Genomic DNA, 18,300 nt, shown 5'->3' on the forward strand with positions numbered 1-18,300 from the left:
TTACAGTTAAAAAATGTCTACTCACACTCTAAGTCGAGAGCCATCGAGGGTGTCGCATTTGGGGTTTGCAGAGACACATCAAAGACCCGGCGGAGGAAATCGGTCTGGGCTTTGGCTGCCTGGTTGAAGAGTGCGCCTGGATGCCAGAGCAGGCCGAAATGGCCGCCGTCGATTTCTATCAGCTCTTTTTCGCCGGGGATCCTGTCGAAGACGGCGCGTTGCAGGTCGGGGTTGCAGTGGATCATTTCGTCATCGCGCCCGATCATCATCTGGACCGGCATGGTGAGATGGGGCGCGGTGATGAGCGGAGAGCACGGCACCGGCGTTGCCGGGATGACGCGGGTCACCCTGTTCTGCCAGCCGCTGCCGTGCCGCCCCCCATATTCGATGAACCAGCGGAAGGCCTGGATGGGTGTCAGGATGGACGGATTGTTGAGCTGATCCGGCGAGACCACCGGCATCGGGCCCGTGGTCTGGTCCGGTCCACCGCTGACATCTCCGTCTGAAAAGAGAGCGCTCATGACGTCAAAAGCAGACCCGTCTACCGGCCCCTCCGGCCAGTCAGCACCGCAGACCGGTATCTGGGCAATGATGGCGGCGACGTTGTCGATCAGAGCACCTGCAATCAGGGCCAGACCGGCCGTGTAGCTGTCGCCCCACAGAACGACGGGTGTCTCCGGAGGATGGGTCTGCCGCAGAAAAGCCACCGCATCGCGATAGCCGCGTGCCTGAATCCAGGGGTTGATTTCCTGTCTTGGTTCGCCGCCGCTCTGGCCGAAATTCCTGTTGTCATAGAGCAGAACATCAAAACCGGCGCTGAAGATCGCTTCTGCATAAGCATCGATGACCATGGTGATGGTGGCGCTTGTGCCGTGGCACATGACCACGATCGGCCTTCCCGTCCGGCCATGGCTGTAATGGTACCCGGCGAGCATTGCGCCTTCTGATGGGAAATGGATTGCTGTTCTCATGGTTTATCCGCCCTTTGCCTACGTCCGGTATCAGACCGTATTCCGATGCCGGATGCATGAGGCGGATGTCCCGACAGGGCGCGGATCTGACGGGATGGGCGGGACATGTGTCCCGCCTCGCGGGATGGGGGGGCTTATACCAACGGAATGAATTCCTGACGCATTTGACCGGGCTTTCTTCGTGTTTTGGCAAGAAGCGTTCGTCGATGTGGTGCGGGGTACCATAAGACGGGCGCGCCGCTGTCCAAAACGCGAAGAAAGCCGGCCTTCGGTGACGACAAATCGCCCGCTGAACTGCGTTGCTTCTCTTGACCAATACCCCGCATTGCCCTTCGAGAAACGCCTTGTCAGCAGACGATTTGATATCATCAAATGGGTCAGGAATTCATTCCGTTGGTATTACAAGGTTGGAGATCCAGCAGGAAATCAGGCAGACAGGAGGCTGACAATCAGCTCGGACCGGGAGCGGACGCCTGTTTTGTCATAGATGATGGAAACCTGGTTCCGGACGGTTTTCTCGCTCTTCCCCAGAGTATCGGCAATGTCTGAATTGCTGAGCCCGCGCGCGATCAGTTCTGCGACGGCGGTTTCTGCCCTAGTCAGGCCAAACGTGTCATCGATACAGGTGCCGTTGCTGGTGCTGGTGTCGGTGTCGGGTCCTGCAAGGAAGGCCCGCACCCGTGAACAGAACATTACCCAGGCCGGTTCGTGGTCGAGCAGAATATGGTTGGCACTGTCAAGCGGCACAAATTCGGCCCGGGGCATGGCGGCGGCCAGCCTGCGGCCTTCATCAAAGGGGATCCGCGCATCGTGTCGCGCGTGGAAGACAAGGGTTGGTAGGCTGAGTTTGCGGGCCTCTTCCAGCACATCAATCCGGTGCAGCACCTTGAGCGTTTCAACGGCTGTTTCGGGCGATGAGGTCTCGCGCTCCAGATCCTGCCACCATTTGTGCTGTCTGGCGGTTCCGTCGGGAATAAACAGGTTGGTGAACACCTGATTGAAGGCCGGAACATCCCGCCCCCAGCCAAGCCTTGCCAGGTTCAACAGGGTCTCGGCCTCAAGCGCTTCATTCCCGTCTGTAATCCGGGCCAGAAGCCCCTGCGCATAGGCCCCGATCAGCACAAGGCGTTCGACCTTGTTGGGATGGCGCAGGGCATAGGCGATGGCCAGAGCGGCGCCCTGGGACATGCCAAGCAAGGTGAAAGGCTCATCGAGCGTGGCGGCCACCGCTTCCAGATCAGACAGCCAGGCCTCGAAACTGATTGTGTCCACGGATCGGTCAGACAGGCCACAGCCCCTCAAGTCATAGCGAATGAACCGGTGGCTGCGCGAGAATTCAGCCAGCCAGTGCTGCCAGACCGGGCTGTCGGGGTCGCGGGAAACGTGGCTCAGCCAGGTTGCGGCCTTCAGGATGACAGGCCCCCTGCCCATCCCCGCAACCGCTATCTGCGTGCCATCCTCTGTGGTGACAAACGAGATATCCTGCGGCGGCAATGCTGCTTCTGACGTCATAAGGTGAGCCTAGGATCAAAACTCATTGCTCGCATCCATTCTGTTTATCAGGGAAGGGCGCGATCAATGAGTTTTGATCCTAGGCCGGGCTGCCGACGAGATCAACACCGGTCAGGTATTCAAATACAGCGATCCGCCAAGCGTTTGTGATTTGTTAACCATAACTTTATTCCGCTAAGAGTAGGATCCGACGAGAAACGGTATTCAGGTAAGCGAAAAGTGTGGCGTGTAGAAGAAGATCGAGACATGTTTGAAAGGGGTTTCTGGCCATCCTGCCGATGTCCACGGCTTTGCCTCTGCTGTTGACCAGTGCTCACGCGCAATGTGTCTCTGTTGGTGATACAGCCACCTGCTGTCATCCCGGACAAGCGTAGCGCAGATCCGGGAACCAGAGGCGGCAGGTTCTGAGTGTGGGGCTTCTTTCCGGCTGGATGCCGGATCAAGCGCGTTCCTGAAAAGTTGCAGACTTTTCAGACAAGAATACGCGACAGAACAAAGCCCGGGATGACACGGAGAGTGTGGCGCGCTCTGTGCCTCTGCTCCGCCTCCCTGCCTCTGCGCCACCCACAAACTGTCATCCCGCACGTGATGCGGGATCCAGAGCGGCCTTACCTCAGACACAGGCCTTTGCCTCACCCCTTGGGCAGAGCCTCAAGCTCTCGGCCTTCAATCTCACCACCGTCGGTCAGCTGGCGGATGCGGAAGAGGCCGTCGCTGGTCTTGTAGACAATGCCGACCAGCGCGTCATCGGGCAGCATATGGACCCCCAGATTGCGCGCCGTTCGGAAGGCAGCCTCATCCTCTTTCTGCCATTGGGCCTCCATCCGGCGGATCCGGTAGTTCAGCACCAGCGCCAGAGCGGCAATAAAGGTAAGAGAGGGCATCAGCACCCAGGCCATCTTGATCCAGTCCGGCATGGACTGGAGCGTGTCGAACATATCGAACAGGAAAGACCCGTTATTCTCCATCGTCACAACCCCGCTTGCGTTTCATGGAACCGCCAGAGAGAAACGAGAGGGGACAAGAACCCGACGCTCCCCCTCAAGGGGCACGTCTTCTCATATCTCTGGCGGACGGGGAGTTAGTAAACCGTATCGAGACGGTCGCACTGGCTTTTAAGCCGGACCCGAAGACCCAACTCTCTATGGCCAGTGCCTCCCCGCCCATAGAAACGTCGTGACGAATCGTCATGTGACGGTATCACATGAGTGAGGAGACACCATTATACGGCTGATGTCAGCCGCTCGATAAGGGGTTACTAAGCCCCAGGGCCGTATATGCCCGACCCTGATGCAACTATAGAGTGATTTGTCGGTTGTGGGCAAGGGGGATGTGGGGATAGTGGCCTCGCTAGTTATTTAGGCTGGTGGTTCGAAGGAGATTGGAACAAGCCCGACGACTAAAATGGGCGGAAACCGGACCTTCGCTGCAGGAGCCACAAAAAAGTACCGAAAGGGTGAAAGCAGATATTCAACAGACAGCGTTTTTAATGGCACCAAACTAATTGCCTTAAGCGATGATATCATTCTTCTGGAAAATCAAACGAGCACAGTATGTCATCGCGTATTGGTTGACAGTGCTTGCAAATGATTCAAGATTTGGTTGATTTCATTTTGCTACTTGCCCGGGAAGTAAGATTTGCCTGACAAACTTGAAGCACTCTTGAACGGCCTGAGGTTAGAATCCTCTAGCCCTGTCGCCAACGTGGAAGTTAGGCAAGACGTAGACCAAATCTATAAGTTGTTCGACCTAGAGCGCACGATACGGTTTTTTGGGCAGCGATATTGGGAAAGTGAAAGCCGCTTCGAGAGTGCAAGACCCGGATTGTTGCAATTAGAAAATGTCGCGGCGCATTCTTTTCAGGTTGCCAATACTGTTATGCTTTTGGGAGGTCGGTTTCCAAATCTCGACGTTAGTAGAGCAATCGAATTAGCCATCGTTCACGACCAACTTGAGATGATTACCGGGGACAAAGACCCAGTAGGGAGATATGGTGACGGTTCAGATACTCACGCATTCGGTGTGTCCGAACGGGAGGCAAAAACTGCCGAAGAAGAAGCAGCACTTACTGACTTTGTGAGTAATCTAGCTCCGAGCGCTGCTGGTTGCTACTACGATCTGATCTCTGAGGTGACTGCCGAGAAAACGATCGAAGCAAAATTTGTCAAAGCCGTCGATAAGCTACAAGCTTTGGCTTTTGTTAGGGTCAAAAAGGTTGGCGATATCGGCCCCTCTCATCTTTCTTTCACTATCAGATATTCACGAGAAGGAGCTAAGAAATTTCCTGAATTGCAACAATATTTTAGCTTGATTTTGAAGGATCTCTTAACTGATGTAGAACAAGTTTTTCCTGCGAGTTTTCACTCCTATTGCCAGATTGCTAGCGACATTTTGGATGGCGATTTTGTTCCACCACGAGACCAGTTGATGCGAGTTGCTCTGATTGGTAAGTCTGGTGTGGGTAAGTCGACCGTGGCTAAGCTGCTAAACTACCACGTGGGAGCAGAAAGGGTTTCTTCTGGTGCGATATGCCGGCAGATCGCAAAACTGCTTTTTGGCAATGACGACAAGTCTACTACTCAAACACTTGATGATGTCCTAACAAAGATTGATTCATCAATCTTTTTGAATGCTGCACTGCTTACCGCGCCAGTAGGGCGTTCGATATGTTTAGATTCTCTACGGTTTAAGTCTGATTACGAAATAGCTAGGAAACGTGGTTTCACGATCGTAAGGGTGATCGCATCTGATGACGTGAGGGTAACAAGACTGGCTGAACGTGGTCAGGGGTTCGACTTGGTGAAAGATGGCTCACATCGGTCTGAAACTGAATTAGACCATGTGGACGTGGATTATACTGTCGATAATAGTGGAAATATTGATGCGCTTGAAGCCTCCGTAAGGCCTCTGATCGGCTATTAAATGCGCAAGAACATTTTTCTCCATTTCTTGAACCGTGATACTCGCGAGATTTTCCGTGTTTATGATGTACTCCGACGGCCTGATCATGCAGCAATCTTGCGCCAACCTCTGAACGCTGCTGCCATTCTTTGCGAAGATACGTGCTACGCGCCTCCTGGATTTGTACTTGAGGATGATATTGCGTTTGAATTGTTTGAGGGCCAGTCGTCTTACCTTCGTACGGGCTTGATAAAGTTACCTATTCGTGAAAGGAGTTTGGTCGACTATGCCGAGAAAAAGCGCGGCGAATACGCTCCTGCGAGAAATCGATACTCTGGATTGTTCGATGACAGTAGGCTTATGTCTTTGTCTTCTTACAGCGATGCGCTGGTCGATCGAAAGGCGCAAATTGGGCCTGCCATAATTGCAGGTTTTGAAGGAGGAGTTGATTCCAAAGCAAAAGTTTGGAAGCACATCAAAGAAAATGCCTCAACTGACGCAATTGACAATCTCAGAGAAACACCGGCAATTCTTGCAGATCAAGGGAAAGCTTTGACTTGGTCGATCATCTCACCTCATCTGATAGACGAGACAGCTCCCATCCATAAGGAGATGAGAGATGCACTACAGCATGTGTATTTTAAAGAGTATTGCAGTGAGTTCAGGCTTATTTTGTTATCAGATGTCCCTTACATGCCAGAGCTGTTTTTCTTGCCTTCGGATCGTAAGGTTTACAGCTTTCGGAGATTGAAAGTGTTCCTTGAAGCTTTCTGTAGCTCGACACTGTTCCTCAGAGCGTCCGCTGATTTTATTACAAGAATGAGGCGAGCTACAGGATTTACTGATTTATTCGATGCGTATGTACAACTCGCGAAATTATACCCAAAAGATGGAGATTTGGCCTATCACGTTCGACGTTCGGTTGAAAAAGCTAAGTTCAAATGGGACGACATTGCGGCAAGAAGAATCGGTGTCTTGAGTGACCCTACTGAAATAGAATCTATTGAAATTGCAGATGCTTGCGCAGAACTTGCGGCCTCACTATCGGCTGAGCACGGGTTAACTGCACGAGGGGAAAATTCAACTAAGCCTCTTGCAAAAGCATCCATAAGATCTACTGGAGATAGAAGATTGAAGATAGCAATATTTGTCGCCTTGGAAGAAGAGCTCGATGTCCTGCTGAAGCAGCTCGATTTTACGCGTGACGCCAGCGGCGGCGCCAGCGGTTTGATCGGCAAGATAGAAGTTGACGTGCTTTGTCCTCGTGAAATGGGTCGTGTTGCAGCGGCAGTCGAGATGACTAGGTATTTGGGTCAAGCACAGAAAAAACCTGAGATGGTTTTCTGTATTGGGCTTGCGGGTGGGTTTGCTGAAGAGAATGTTGATCCAGGGACCGTCATCTGCTGCGAGACGGTCGTCGATCTTGCAAATCGCAAGGTGATGGATGACAAAGATGGCAATGCGAACTCTAAGTTCAGAAGACGAGACTTCGAGTGCAACAGAACAGTTTACTCTGTATTGAAATCATCAGATTTCGGTTTGGATGATTGGGAAAGGTATTGCCGTGATAGCTTTGATTGGCCTGCTGGTCGCGTTCCTTCACTAAAAGAAGGGAAAATTGCGAGCGTCGATGAGGTTGTGGCAAGTGACAACCATAGAAAAAAAATGGTTGCAAGTGTTGATAAGCTTTTGGGTGTAGAAATGGAAGCTGGTGGTGTTTGCGCCGCAGCACATAAGTTTCTAGTGCCAGTGTCAGTGCTGAGAGTCGTATCTGATATGGCAGACCCATCGAAAGCTGATGATCAATGGCGGTCGACCGGTATGAAAACGCTAGCAGAACTTGTGAAACGGCTTCCTTTAGGTCAGGTAATCGACCTTGCTAAGAACTTATAGAAGCAAGGGCTCCTTCGTTCGCTAATATCTTCTTGGATAATGGCTCCAACGCACTTACATCGTTGATTTCACTCGGCAGTCGAACCCATCTGGGACTTCTATGAGTTGGTATATGTGACGCAAATTCTTCAGGTTGATCGCACTCAAAGGAGGTTAACACTACCACCGAGTTCTGTGCTTCTGAGCTATCTAATAGCCTCAAGCAATCGATTGCATCAAGTTCGATTGATTTGGTTAATTGTTCTACGGTCTGGCGAGGCAATCCGATTTGTTCTTGGAGTGTGCGAAATGAGGCTTCTTTCAAGCCCCAATGATCTCTAGAGAAGAGATCGATATCAACGCCTTTGAGGTACCCAAGGAACCCAAATGACTTTCCTTGACCATAGCTAGGATCACGTTGCGAGTTCACAGTCAAAACTCGGCCAAGGTTCTTGACTGATACCAATAACCGAAGGTGAACTAGATGCAAAGATTTCTCTGCTTCGACCAATGGAACCTGCTTCGAGAAAGCTGCTAAGACTGACGTCAGAGGAACAAAGCTCTCTCTATCTTTCCAAATGCTATCTAACTCATCTTTATCGGCGCAAATGACGTCGAATTTCTTTAGTTGATATGTTCTAAGTGGTGCAATGAACTCTTCAGATGATTGGCCTTCGGCACCCAGCCGTGACCTTAGAACAAATCTACCGGGTGCCACTCTGGCAAAAACTGTCCGATCTCGGTTTCGTAGCAAATCTTCCGACAAGCGAGCTTGCAGCGTTTTAGACTGCGTCTTTCCAAATAGATGTTCTGGAACTAATTGAAGCCGGTAGGCGGCCTCCAATATCTCTGAAGCCGATAATGGTTGGGTGGTGTTTCGAAGGACCGCTTCAGCGATTTGAAGATAGGAGTTCATGGCGATTAGGACTTGCGTAGAAACATTCGTAGAGCAATAGACCTATTGTTGATACTTCACGATGGATTACGTGAGGCTTATCGTGTGATTGTACGATGAAGTGACTTTGTTGGCTACCCTTCAAAGTCGGCTTGTGGGTCGCAAATGAATTCACTTTTTACATGCTCTTGTCTCAGGATGCGGAACACGTGCGCATTCGTTAGTAATCAAAACGAGACGTTAGCCTAACTTTTTGTGTTAACGGTCAAGCCATAGCGAACACAGTCGCCTATTGTTTGCAACCACTAGCAGAGCATATTGTCTTCCTCTTTGAGCGAATGTCTAAGTTGGGGCTGCCGGCGCAGCAAAAAGCACTACTTATCAATGTCGGCTAAGGGCCGTTTGCAATCGCTCCCCCCTCACCCCATCCCCTGTAAGATCCGCTCAACAATAAAATCAATAAACAACCGCGTCTTGGGGTCCTGGCGTTTGCGGTGCATGTAGAGGCAGGCCATTTGGACGGTGACGGGTGGGGTATCTGTGAGGATGGGGACGAGGCGGCCGGATTGCAGGTGTTCGGCGATTTCGAATTCCGGTTTGAGGATGATGCCGTGCCCGTCCAGCGCCCAGGCGGTGAGCACATCGCCGTGGTCTGATTCAAGCGGGCCCGAGACCGGCACCCGCTTGACGCCCTCTTCCGTCTCGAGCGGCCACTGGAATTCCGGCGCGCCGGGATAGCGCAGGATGAGGCAGTCATGCGCCTCGCTCTTCAGCGCTTCGATGCTGTCGGGCGAGCCGCGGGCGGCCAGATAATCGGGCGAGGCGCACAGCACCCGTCTGCAATCGGTTATCTTGCGGATGCGCAGGTTGGAATCTTCCGGGATGCCAAGGAAAAAGGCCGCGTCCAGCCCCTCTGTGGCCAGGTCCAGCTTGCGGTCAGACAGGCGCAGGCGCACATTGATCAGCGGATATTCAGCCCGGAAGGCCGGCACAGCCGGGGCAATCAGCCGTTTGCCAAGCCCGAGGGGGGCGGCCACATAGAGCGTGCCGCGCGGCACCTGTGTCACCTGGGTGATATCCGCCTCGGCCTCTTCCACCGCGTCCAGAATCTTGGTGGCCCCGCGATAGAACAGATCCCCCTGCTCAGTGGGGTTGATCACCCGGGTTGTGCGCTGGAACAGCCGGATGCCCAGATGATCCTCAAGCTGGGAAATCCGCGATGAGGCCACCGCCGCCGATATCCGCAGGTCGCGGGCCGCCGCCGAAATGTTGCCCAGCTCATACACCCTGACAAAGGTGCGCACATTATCCAGATAAGCCATCTTGTCCCCACTCCTGGCCCCACGTCTGACTCTACTTCCGGCATCCATCCGCCGGGCCAGTTGTTTTATTGTGTCAGTCTTCGGTTTTTTTTGAAACTGATCTCTTTTTTATGCAAATACACGACAATCACCCGCTGCGCTAGTGTGGTGCGATAAAAGACGGCTGGGAGGCTTTGATGGAAGAGCTGGTATTTATCTGGGACTGGGCGGCGTTTGCGGTGCGCTGGCTGCATGTGATCACGGCGATTGCCTGGATTGGCTCATCCTTCTATTTCATCGCGCTGGACCTGGGTCTGCGCAAGGCCCCCGGCCTGCCTGTGGGCGCACACGGGGAAGAGTGGCAGGTGCATGGCGGTGGCTTCTACCACATCCGCAAATATCTGGTGGCGCCGGAAGACATGCCGGACCATCTGACCTGGTTCAAATGGGAGAGCTATTCCACCTGGCTGTCGGGTGCGGCGCTTCTGGCCATTGTCTACTGGGCGGGTGGCGAGCTGTATCTGATCGACCAGACCAAGGCCGAGCTTGAGCTGTGGCAGGGCATCGTGATTTCAGCCCTCTCGCTGACCATTGGCTGGATTATCTATGACATGCTGTGCAAATCGCCCCTGGGAGAGCGGCCCACGGTGCTGATGGTGCTGCTGTTCGCCCTGCTGGTGGTGATGGGCTGGGGCTATAACGAGATTTTCACCGGCCGCGCCACCATGCTGCATCTGGGGGCGTTTACCGCCACCATCATGACCGCCAACGTGTTTTTCATCATCATGCCGAACCAGCGCATCGTGGTGAAGGATCTGCAGGAAGGCCGCAAGCCCGACCCGAAATACGGCAAAATCGCCAAGCTGCGCTCCACCCATAACAACTACCTCACCCTGCCGGTGGTGTTTCTGATGCTGTCGAACCATTATCCGCTGGCCTTTGCATCAGAGTATAACTGGGTGATTGCGGCGCTGGTCTTCCTGATGGGCGTGACCATCCGGCATTACTTCAACACCCAGCATGCCCGGGCCGGAAACCCCACCTGGACCTGGCTGGCCACCGCGCTTTTGTTCCTCGGCATTGTCTGGCTGTCCATGGCCCCCCTGCAGCAGGATGACCTGGAAACCTCAGAGGCCCGCACGCTGACCGGCCCACAGGCCGTGTTCGCCAAAGCGGAAGGGTTTGAGGATGTGATGGCCATCGTGCCCGGTCGCTGTTCCATGTGCCACAGCCGCGAACCCTTCTACGACGGCATCCGCCGCGCCCCCAAGGGCCTGCTGCTTGAAACCGAAGCCGACATCACCCTGGCCGCCCGCCAGATCTACCTGCAGGCCGGCGTAACCCCCGCCATGCCTCCGGCCAATGTCACCTTCATGGAAGAGGAAGAACGGCAGGCGATTGTAAAATGGTACCGGGCAGCCCTGAAGGAGCTGCCGCTGTCTATGGCAGTGCGGTGAGTGGGGGGAGATCCTAGGGGTGCTCGCTGTCTTGCGGCATTTTTCTATCATTCATTCAAACTAAAGTTGTGTTTTCCTTTCAGTCCAAAACAGACATTTACTTGCGGTTGATATAAGCTGACTTGTGTGCACCCAAATTGGTGTTTGTGGTTCTCGTATGACTGATGAGGCAAACTACTTCAATGAAGAGATTTTTAGATCCCGCACTCGCTACCCTAGTTGCCCATGGAGCAACACCACAGGGTATTAAAGATGCATTGTCTTCATCAAATGGTAGTCAGTATGTGAAATGCGCCTTTCAGGTAAACCCGTTCGCCTATGGAAGCCGCCATGCAAAAGGAAATGGGTTTACGAAAGAGGACGAGTTTAATAATGCGATGGTCAAGGCATGCCAAGAGAACGGTGTAGAAGTAGTCGCGCTTACTGATCATTTCCGTTTTGACCATTCTGAAAGTCTTAGAACGAAGTTGGAAGAGGCTGGGATCACGGTATTTCCCGGTTTCGAGGCAAATTCCGCAGAGGGAGTACATATTCTTTGTCTCTTTCCACCCGGAACAACCAGCTCCGATATGAATGAGAATGTTGGGGCTTGTGACATTCGAAATCGCGACGATCCTTCACCGATCGCCCGCAAAGGTTTTGAGGAAATACTCGAAGTCGTACATGATCGTGGCGGCATTACCATTTCGGCGCACGTAACCCAGAGTAATGGTTTGCTGAAGGCGCTCTCTGGTCAAACACGAATGAATGCGTGGAAGTCACCAATGCATTTGGCGTCAGCTATCCCCGGTCCACGTGGTGATGTACCTCCGGAATATCGACAAATTTGTCTCAATAAGGACGATGCACACAAAAGAGATCGGCCCGTTAGCTTTATCAACGCGTCTGATGTTTCAGCACCGGGAGATTTCGCAAAACCTGGCAATACGACCTTTCTCAAAATGACTGAGGTCTCGATAGAGGGCCTGCGACAGGCTTTTCTTGATGGTGAAAGCCGGGTCATGCTCAACTCAGACGAACTTCCATCCGAATTCACGCGAGTTGTTGCCGTCACTTGGGATGGTGGGCTGCTCGATGGTCAGTACGTAGCGCTGAATGCCGGATTGAATGTGATGATTGGCGGTCGTGGTGCTGGTAAGTCCACAATCGTTGAAAGCCTGCGTTTCGCCTTTGACATACCACCGCTGGGTGCAGATGCAGCGAAGAGCCATGAATCGATGATCAAGCATCTGTTGGGGTCGCATTCAGCGGTTTCGGTCTTGATTTTTTCGCCTAGCCCATCGCCTGGTTACTACTTGATTGAGCGCGCTTACAAGCAGGAACCACGAGTTAGAAATCAGTCGGGTGATATCGTGGCTGCCCTGAAGCCGGGTGACATCATTTCTGACTTGGAAGTTTATGGCCAGCATGAAATTTCTGAGATAACGAGGCATAAAGGTCAACTTGCCGAGCTGCTCGGGCGCTTTGTCAGTACGGATAATGAAGCGACGGTTAGTGAGGACAGGATCAAGGAACGCTTCCGAACCTCGCGAAAGAAAATCACAGCCCTTGGCGAAAAAATCGCCGAACTGGACCTTGCTTTGGCCGCACTGCCGGGACTCAAGGAACGACTCAAACGCTTCGAAGAGACCGAGCTTGCGACACGCCTGAAAGAACATGCATCTATCCAGCATGAACATCGAATACTCGACGACTTCTCCAAAGCTATAGCTGCATTTGAACAAACGGGAGACGCACTAAAGCCGGACAGGGAAACGGCATCAACCGTTTTACCATCAGAAGAAGAAGCGGAATTACCGCACAGAGAAGACTTGGCCAAAATCCAAGCGATTGCGCAGGATATGCACGAAGCCCAAGTGCAAGCGGCAAGTGTGCTGGCAAAAGCGGCTCAGAAGGCTACTACCGATTTGGTGGCGATACGCTCTGAGTGGGAACCAAAGGCCGATGCTGTTGAAGCGACGTACAAGTCGTTAAAGAAAGAGCTGGAGGGTGAGGGCTTCGAACCCGACACTTACCTGATCGTGAAACAACAAGTCTCTGTACTCAAACCGAAGCAAGCGCAGAAGGATCAGGCTACTTCGGAACTGGTAACCGAACAAAGGGCACGACAGGGCATAGTCGATGAATGGGAAAAAGCTGACCGAAAAGCCTACCGTGACCTTGAGAATGCGGCGAAGAGGGTCAGCAAAAAGCTAAAAGGCACGGTTCGTGCCAGTGTTCGCCCCAGTTCCGACCTGGGACCATTGGAGCAGGTCTTGCGGGATGGAACTGAAGGACAGATCAGTCAAGCCTTGACGAAGTTGCAAGAACTTGAAGATTTCCTGCCCTCGAAATTGGCTGCGACGATCCGCAAGGGTACGCAAGCGCTTAGCGATGAATTTGGCTTCACCAATTCATCCTCTCAAAAGATCGCTGCTGGGGGCGAAACACTGGCTTTGCTGGTTGAAGAAACGCGGATACCGCCTGAGGCTGTTATTGAACTCAACATTGGTCGGGATGGAGTCGAGAACTGGAAGGAACTCGACCGCTTGTCTGCCGGTCAGAAGGCGACGGCTGTTCTGATGCTGTTGCTGCTGGAGTCAGACGCTCCCCTGATCATCGATCAACCCGAAGATGACCTCGATAACCAGTTCATAGCCGGACATGTCGTCGAGAAAATGCGCATTGCCAAGAAGCAGCGCCAGTTCTTATTTTCAAGCCATAATCCGAATATTCCGGTTCTAGGTGACGCTGACCAGATCATTGGTCTTACGCCAGTCGTTGAAGATGGCCTAGACCGGACCAAGATTGAGCAAGAACTGTGCGGTTCTATCGATAAAGAAGAAGTCCAAGAGCTAATAAAAGAGCTTTTGGAAGGCGGCGAACAAGCATTTTCGATGCGTCGAAGAAAATACGGCTTTTAGTCATTGGAGTAGAGGTTATATTTTGAATCACTTTGTTTTTTGTGGAAAACTGACAGTCTTCGGGAAGGCATAAATCTGCTGCGCAAATAGCTCATCACTTGAACGTGACAGGGCATAGCGAATGCTTGCTCTCCGCCCATTTCCGTCGTCGATCTCATCTCGCTCTCCCTCGGAACCCCCATTCAAATAACTAGCGAAGTTATCCCCCACATCCCCCTTGCCCACAACCGACAAATCACTCTATAGTTGCATCGGGGTCGGGCATATACGGCCCCGGGGCTTGATAACCCCTTATAGAGCGGCTGACATCAGCCGTATAATGGTGTCTCCTCACTCATGTGATACCGTCACATGACGATTCGTCACGACGTTTCTATGGGCGGGGAGGCATCGGCCATAGAGAGTTGGGCCCTCGGGTCCGGCTTAAAAGCCGATGCGGCCGTCTCTATACGGTTTATCAACTCCCCGTCCGCCAGAGATATAAGAAGGCGTGCCCCTTGAGGGGGACCGTCGGGTCTTGTTCCCTCTCGTTTCTCTCTGGCGGTTCCATGAAACGCAAGCGGGGTTGTGACGATGGAGAATAACGGGTCCTTTCTGTTCGATATGTTCGACACGCTCCAGTCCATGCCGGACTGGATCAAGATGGCCTGGGTGCTGATGCCCTCCCTCACCTTTATTGCCGCTCTGGCGCTGGTGTTGAACTACCGGATCCGCCGGATGGAGGCCCAGAGAGAAAGGGAGTGGCAAAAGGAGGATGAGGCGGCCTTCCGCACGGCGCGCAATCTGGGGGTCCACATGCTGCCTGATGATGCTCTGGTGGGCATCGTCTACAAGACCAGCGACGGCCTCTTCCGCATTCGCCAGCTAACCGACGGCGGCGAGATTGAAGGCCGGGAGCTTGAGGCTTTGCCGAAGGGGTGAGGTCTAGGTCTGCGCCTGTGCCTGAGGCAAGGCCGCTCTGGATCCTGCATCGAGTGTGGGATGACATCCTGTGGGTGGCGCAGAGGCAGGGGTGGAGCAGAGGCGCAGAGCGCGCCACACGCTCCGTGTCATCCCGGCCCCCGAGCCGGGATCCAGCCCGGAAGAAGCCCCACTCTCAGAGCCTGCCGCCTCTGGTTCCCGGATCTGCGCTTTACTTGTCCGGGATGACAGGCGGGGGATGGGGTGGAGCAGAGGCGCAGAGCGCGCCACACGCTCCATGTCATCCCGGACTTTATTCTGTCGCGTATTCTTGTCTGAAAAGTCTGTAACTTTTCAGGAATGCGCTTGATCCGGCATCCAGTCGGGAAGACGTTCCACACTCAGAACCTGCCGCTTCTGGTTCCCGGATCTGCGCTCCACTTGTCCGAGATGACAGACTTTGGGTGGGGTGGAGGAAACGGCCTTTCCCCTCACGCCCATGTGTTCGGGGGTGAATGACTTCTGCTGATCTGTTGCCACACTCCCCCTGTATGAGCGGGGGAGTGCAGCGTTTGGCTGGCGATATTGAATTCTTGGACAGGATGAAAGGAGCGGATCATGAAACCGGTTCAACAGGCAAGACGTGGCCTGCTGGCGGGCTTCGCGGCGCTTGTGGGGCAGGCGTTTCTGCCGCAATCTCTGAAGGCGGCCCCTTTGACACCTGAGGGGTTTGAAGGCCCGTTCTACCCGACGCCCGGAATGCGGGTGAGCGACACGGATAATGATCTGGTGAAGATTGCCGGGCGGGTGCGCGAGGCCGGTGGCGAGATCATCACCCTCAAGGGCCGGATCACTGACCACACGGGCACCCCTCTCTCCGGCCTTCGTATTGAAATCTGGCAGTGCGATGTGAACGGTAAATATCTGCATCCGGGCGACAGCCGCCGCCTGCGCCATGACCAGGGCTTCCAGGGGTTCGGCCATGATGTGACCGATGATGAAGGCCGCTATCGCTTTCGCACCATCAAGCCGACCGCCTATCCCGGTCGCACCCCGCATATTCATCTGAAGGTACTGGACGGCGGGCGCGATATCCTGAGCACCCAGCTCTACATCAAGGATGATCCGCGGAATGCTGGCGATTTCCTCTACAACCAGATGACAGCAGAAGAGGCCGCACTGGTCTCCATGGTGTTTGACGATGAGCTTGACCAGGTGGAGGCCGTTGTCAATCTGGTGGTGTGAGGGCTGACACTGGGAGAGTTGGTATTCAAAGTACGATAGTCGACTGGTTTATGACAGGTTGTGACCGCAGTGAGCCTCCTCAAACTCCCAGGCTTTCTGATTTTCTCCTGCTTCGAGTAAGGAATATACTTTATAGATATCTGTTTCCGCTGGCACGTTGATACTGAGCAGATTCAGCTTACCACCATAACTCTCATACGTGCATCCGAGCTCTGAAAGAGGGCTCCAGAGCGTTTCAAAATCAGCCTGATCGCAGCTCCAGATAACTCTATATGTAGAATTCCCAGAGTCCTTTATTTTCCGGTTGAAGTGTAAAGTGCCATCTTCGACTTTGGCTGATACGATATCTTGATAACTTATGCCGTAAATGAAAAAGGGTGAATTGTTCACCGTGAAGTTCCCATCGCTGCATTGCTCCACCCACATTGTTTCTATGAGATCTTCGACGGGATCTAAGAAGTTCATCTTCATTTCTTCTGTCATCTGAAATTAGCCTGCCTATGTGGGAGATAACCTGGATCCGGCAATGGGTCTTTCAATAAGTGATAGAGAAGCTATAGCTCTATTCCAAGTCGCTTTCATGCTTCATTCATTGGCCATCACTCCCGATAAGCCACCGGATCAATAAACCGGGCATCCTTGTGCCAGGCCCAATAGGTGGTGCGGATGCTGTCTGTGACGGGGCCGACCTGCCCGTCGGCAACCGGGTTTCCATCCAGTCGGGTGACAGGCATGATGCCGCCTGCGGTTGAGGTGATGAAGACCTCCTCGGCCGACCGCAGGATATCCGGCGACAGGGCCATGGCCTGAACGGTGCGGCCCTGTTCCGCGCCTATATCCATGACCGTGCGGCGGGTGATGCCGGGCAGAACACCCTCTGCCGGGGTCAACAGGGTGCCGTTCCGCACGCAGAAGACATTGAACCCCGGCCCCTCGGCAATATTGCCATTGGCGTCGAGCAGCAGGGCTGTCTCCCCTCCCCGGTCGTAGGCGTGGAACAGCCCGGCGATCAGATCCAGCCAGTGGTAATTCTTGATGCGAGGATCAACACTGCCCGGTGGAATGCGGGTGGTGTCGGTAATCGTGATATCGAGACCGCGCTGCATCTGCGCGTCATTGGCCACAGAGCCATAGGGAACCGCAAAAGCCAGAAAGCGGTTGGTCGCATCGCGCGGGTCACGGCTGAAATTGCTGGCCGTACCGCGGGTGCAGATCATCTCCACATAGGCTTTCCGGTGGCCGGACAGGGCAACGCATCCATGCAGGATGGTGCGGATGTCATCGGGCGAAACCGGCAGGGTCATCCGCAACCTGTCGACGCTTCCCAGAAAGCGCTCCATATGGGCATCGAGGCGGAAAAAGGCCCCGTCCCACACATGCACCGTGTCATAGGTGGCATCGGAATGCAGGAAGCCATAATCCAGAACGGAGATCTTCGCCTCCGAGACCGGGATATACTGTCCGTCCTGCCAGGCCACCCCATGCGGATAGGGATGCGGGTCTCTGTAATGCGGGGCAAGGTCCGGAAACGCGTCAGTCATCTGCAGAGCACCTTTTATCGTTGGTCTATCTGCTCAGCATAGCCAGAAAACTTGACATATTTTGCCCGAAGATATGCTATAAAATGGCTGTTTTTGACCCTAGTTGAGCTTCAGGAGATATAATTTGCCCATGACGCTGGACAGGATAGATCGCAAGATACTCTCAATCCTGCAGCAGGATGCCCGGCTGTCAGCAGATGCTCTGGCGGAGCAGGCCGGTATTTCCCGGTCATCTGTTCAGCGACGGCTGAAACGGCTGAACGAGACCGGAGTCATTCAGCGCGATGTGGTGCAGCTCAACCCTGAAAAGGTCAACGCCCTGATGACCTTTGTTGTGGAGGTTGAGCTTGAGCGGGAGCGGGTCGACCTTCTGGATGAATTCAAGCGCTCCATGCTGGCGCTGGATTGTGTGCAGCAGTGCTACTACATCACCGGCCACGCGGATTTCATCCTCATCGTGCTGGCCCGGGATATGAAGGAATATGATCTTTTCTCCCGGCAGGTCTTTGTCGAGAACCCCAACATCCGCCGGTTTACCACCTCCGTGGTGGTGGACAGGGTCAAGGCAGGCCTTCATGTGCCAGTGGCCGAGGAAACCCTTCTGAAGGGGTGAGGGTTGAGATTGGAGTAATCCCCAGGCCCGCGAGAATATCATCGAAAACCGTTGTATTTGCCGCAGAGGGGGAAAGCATAGGTTTCGGACTAACCCGCTCTGGACCCCGCATCCCGTGCGGGATGGCGGTCTGTGGGAGGGGCAGCGGCCGGGAGGCATTCTACCTGCCCCGTGTCATCCCGGCCCCTG

14 protein-coding genes are annotated in these 18,300 nt (G+C 53.7%); 7 read left to right on the plus strand and 7 right to left on the minus strand.

Translation table 11 applies throughout. The features are described 5' to 3' along the window. Positions 1-17: 17 nt before the first annotated feature. From RA157_RS17080 to RA157_RS17090, 3 genes are all read right to left on the minus strand, one after another. Entirely contained in the window at positions 18-971 is a 954-nt protein-coding gene (locus RA157_RS17080) for an alpha/beta hydrolase (protein WP_350334320.1), read from the minus strand. A 426-nt stretch (positions 972-1,397) separates the two neighbouring features. After that, positions 1,398-2,483, minus strand: a complete 1,086-nt coding sequence (locus RA157_RS17085; RefSeq protein ID WP_350334321.1) for an alpha/beta fold hydrolase — start codon at positions 2,481-2,483, stop codon at positions 1,398-1,400. A gap of 632 nt (positions 2,484-3,115) precedes the next feature. Then, positions 3,116-3,451, minus strand: a complete 336-nt coding sequence (locus tag RA157_RS17090) for a hypothetical protein (protein WP_350334322.1) — start codon at positions 3,449-3,451, stop codon at positions 3,116-3,118. Between the two features lie 670 nt (positions 3,452-4,121). On the opposite strand from RA157_RS17090, the gene RA157_RS17095 reads away from it, so the two are divergent. Further along, the gene (locus tag RA157_RS17095) at positions 4,122-5,405 is read left to right on the plus strand and encodes an HD domain-containing protein (protein WP_350334323.1); all 1,284 of its coding nucleotides are present in this window, start codon (positions 4,122-4,124) and stop codon (positions 5,403-5,405) included. Beyond that, positions 5,406-7,277, plus strand: a complete 1,872-nt coding sequence (locus RA157_RS17100) for a 5'-methylthioadenosine/S-adenosylhomocysteine nucleosidase family protein (RefSeq protein ID WP_350334324.1) — start codon at positions 5,406-5,408, stop codon at positions 7,275-7,277. It begins immediately after the preceding gene. On the opposite strand, the gene RA157_RS17105 is transcribed toward RA157_RS17100, so the two are convergent. Both RA157_RS17105 and RA157_RS17110 read right to left on the minus strand, forming a co-directional pair. Next, a complete protein-coding gene (locus RA157_RS17105; protein WP_350334325.1) occupies positions 7,264-8,172 on the minus strand; it encodes a winged helix-turn-helix domain-containing protein in 909 nt (302 codons plus the stop codon). The two genes, RA157_RS17100 and RA157_RS17105, sit on opposite strands and share 14 nt — an antisense overlap. Positions 8,173-8,570: 398 nt before the next feature. Further along, complete coding sequence (locus RA157_RS17110) at positions 8,571-9,473, minus strand: LysR family transcriptional regulator (RefSeq protein ID WP_350334326.1); 903 nt, start codon at positions 9,471-9,473, stop codon at positions 8,571-8,573. A gap of 176 nt (positions 9,474-9,649) precedes the next feature. Between RA157_RS17110 and RA157_RS17115 the strand changes: the two genes are divergently transcribed. The 4 genes from RA157_RS17115 (at position 9,650) to RA157_RS17130 (ending at position 15,957) form a co-directional block, all read left to right on the plus strand. Continuing rightward, positions 9,650-10,909: a urate hydroxylase PuuD gene (locus RA157_RS17115; protein ID WP_350334327.1), complete on the plus strand. Its 1,260-nt coding sequence runs from the start codon at positions 9,650-9,652 to the stop codon at positions 10,907-10,909. Positions 10,910-11,091: 182 nt separating this feature from the next. Then, positions 11,092-13,812, plus strand: a complete 2,721-nt coding sequence (locus RA157_RS17120) for a TrlF family AAA-like ATPase (protein WP_350334328.1) — start codon at positions 11,092-11,094, stop codon at positions 13,810-13,812. 573 nt (positions 13,813-14,385) lie between these two features. After that, positions 14,386-14,733: a hypothetical protein gene (locus tag RA157_RS17125; RefSeq protein WP_350334329.1), complete on the plus strand. Its 348-nt coding sequence runs from the start codon at positions 14,386-14,388 to the stop codon at positions 14,731-14,733. A gap of 597 nt (positions 14,734-15,330) precedes the next feature. Next, on the plus strand, positions 15,331-15,957 hold the full coding sequence (locus tag RA157_RS17130; RefSeq protein WP_350334330.1) for a dioxygenase family protein: 627 nt from the start codon (positions 15,331-15,333) through the stop codon (positions 15,955-15,957). A 48-nt stretch (positions 15,958-16,005) separates the two neighbouring features. Here RA157_RS17130 and RA157_RS17135 read toward each other — a convergent pair whose 3' ends face one another. Continuing rightward, entirely contained in the window at positions 16,006-16,440 is a 435-nt protein-coding gene (locus RA157_RS17135; RefSeq protein WP_350334331.1) for a DUF4265 domain-containing protein, read from the minus strand. A 116-nt stretch (positions 16,441-16,556) separates the two neighbouring features. After that, positions 16,557-17,498, minus strand: a complete 942-nt coding sequence (locus RA157_RS17140) for an aminotransferase class IV (RefSeq protein ID WP_350334332.1) — start codon at positions 17,496-17,498, stop codon at positions 16,557-16,559. Positions 17,499-17,628: 130 nt separating this feature from the next. Here RA157_RS17140 and RA157_RS17145 point away from each other — a divergent pair, with 130 nt between their 5' ends. Further along, positions 17,629-18,111, plus strand: a complete 483-nt coding sequence (locus RA157_RS17145; protein WP_350334333.1) for an Lrp/AsnC family transcriptional regulator — start codon at positions 17,629-17,631, stop codon at positions 18,109-18,111. The last annotated feature ends 189 nt before the right edge of the window (positions 18,112-18,300 follow it).

Origin of the sequence: Coralliovum pocilloporae, from assembly GCF_030845175.1 — a bacterium.
Taxonomy (GTDB): Bacteria; Pseudomonadota; Alphaproteobacteria; order Rhizobiales; family Cohaesibacteraceae; genus Coralliovum; species Coralliovum pocilloporae.

Bases quoted from the DNA above. Each gene is read 5' to 3' on its own strand.
- RA157_RS17080 (WP_350334320.1), bottom strand. From the start codon at position 971: ATGAGAACAGCAATCCATTTCCCATCAGAAGGCGCAATGCTCGCCGGG.
- RA157_RS17085 (WP_350334321.1), bottom strand. From the start codon at position 2,483: ATGACGTCAGAAGCAGCATTGCCGCCGCAGGATATCTCGTTTGTCACC.
- RA157_RS17090 (WP_350334322.1), bottom strand. From the start codon at position 3,451: ATGGAGAATAACGGGTCTTTCCTGTTCGATATGTTCGACACGCTCCAG.
- RA157_RS17100 (WP_350334324.1), top strand. From the start codon at position 5,406: ATGCGCAAGAACATTTTTCTCCATTTCTTGAACCGTGATACTCGCGAG.
- RA157_RS17105 (WP_350334325.1), bottom strand. From the start codon at position 8,172: ATGAACTCCTATCTTCAAATCGCTGAAGCGGTCCTTCGAAACACCACC.
- RA157_RS17110 (WP_350334326.1), bottom strand. From the start codon at position 9,473: ATGGCTTATCTGGATAATGTGCGCACCTTTGTCAGGGTGTATGAGCTG.
- RA157_RS17115 (WP_350334327.1), top strand. From the start codon at position 9,650: ATGGAAGAGCTGGTATTTATCTGGGACTGGGCGGCGTTTGCGGTGCGC.
- RA157_RS17120 (WP_350334328.1), top strand. From the start codon at position 11,092: ATGAAGAGATTTTTAGATCCCGCACTCGCTACCCTAGTTGCCCATGGA.
- RA157_RS17125 (WP_350334329.1), top strand. From the start codon at position 14,386: ATGGAGAATAACGGGTCCTTTCTGTTCGATATGTTCGACACGCTCCAG.
- RA157_RS17130 (WP_350334330.1), top strand. From the start codon at position 15,331: ATGAAACCGGTTCAACAGGCAAGACGTGGCCTGCTGGCGGGCTTCGCG.
- RA157_RS17135 (WP_350334331.1), bottom strand. From the start codon at position 16,440: ATGACAGAAGAAATGAAGATGAACTTCTTAGATCCCGTCGAAGATCTC.
- RA157_RS17140 (WP_350334332.1), bottom strand. From the start codon at position 17,498: ATGACTGACGCGTTTCCGGACCTTGCCCCGCATTACAGAGACCCGCAT.
- RA157_RS17145 (WP_350334333.1), top strand. From the start codon at position 17,629: ATGACGCTGGACAGGATAGATCGCAAGATACTCTCAATCCTGCAGCAG.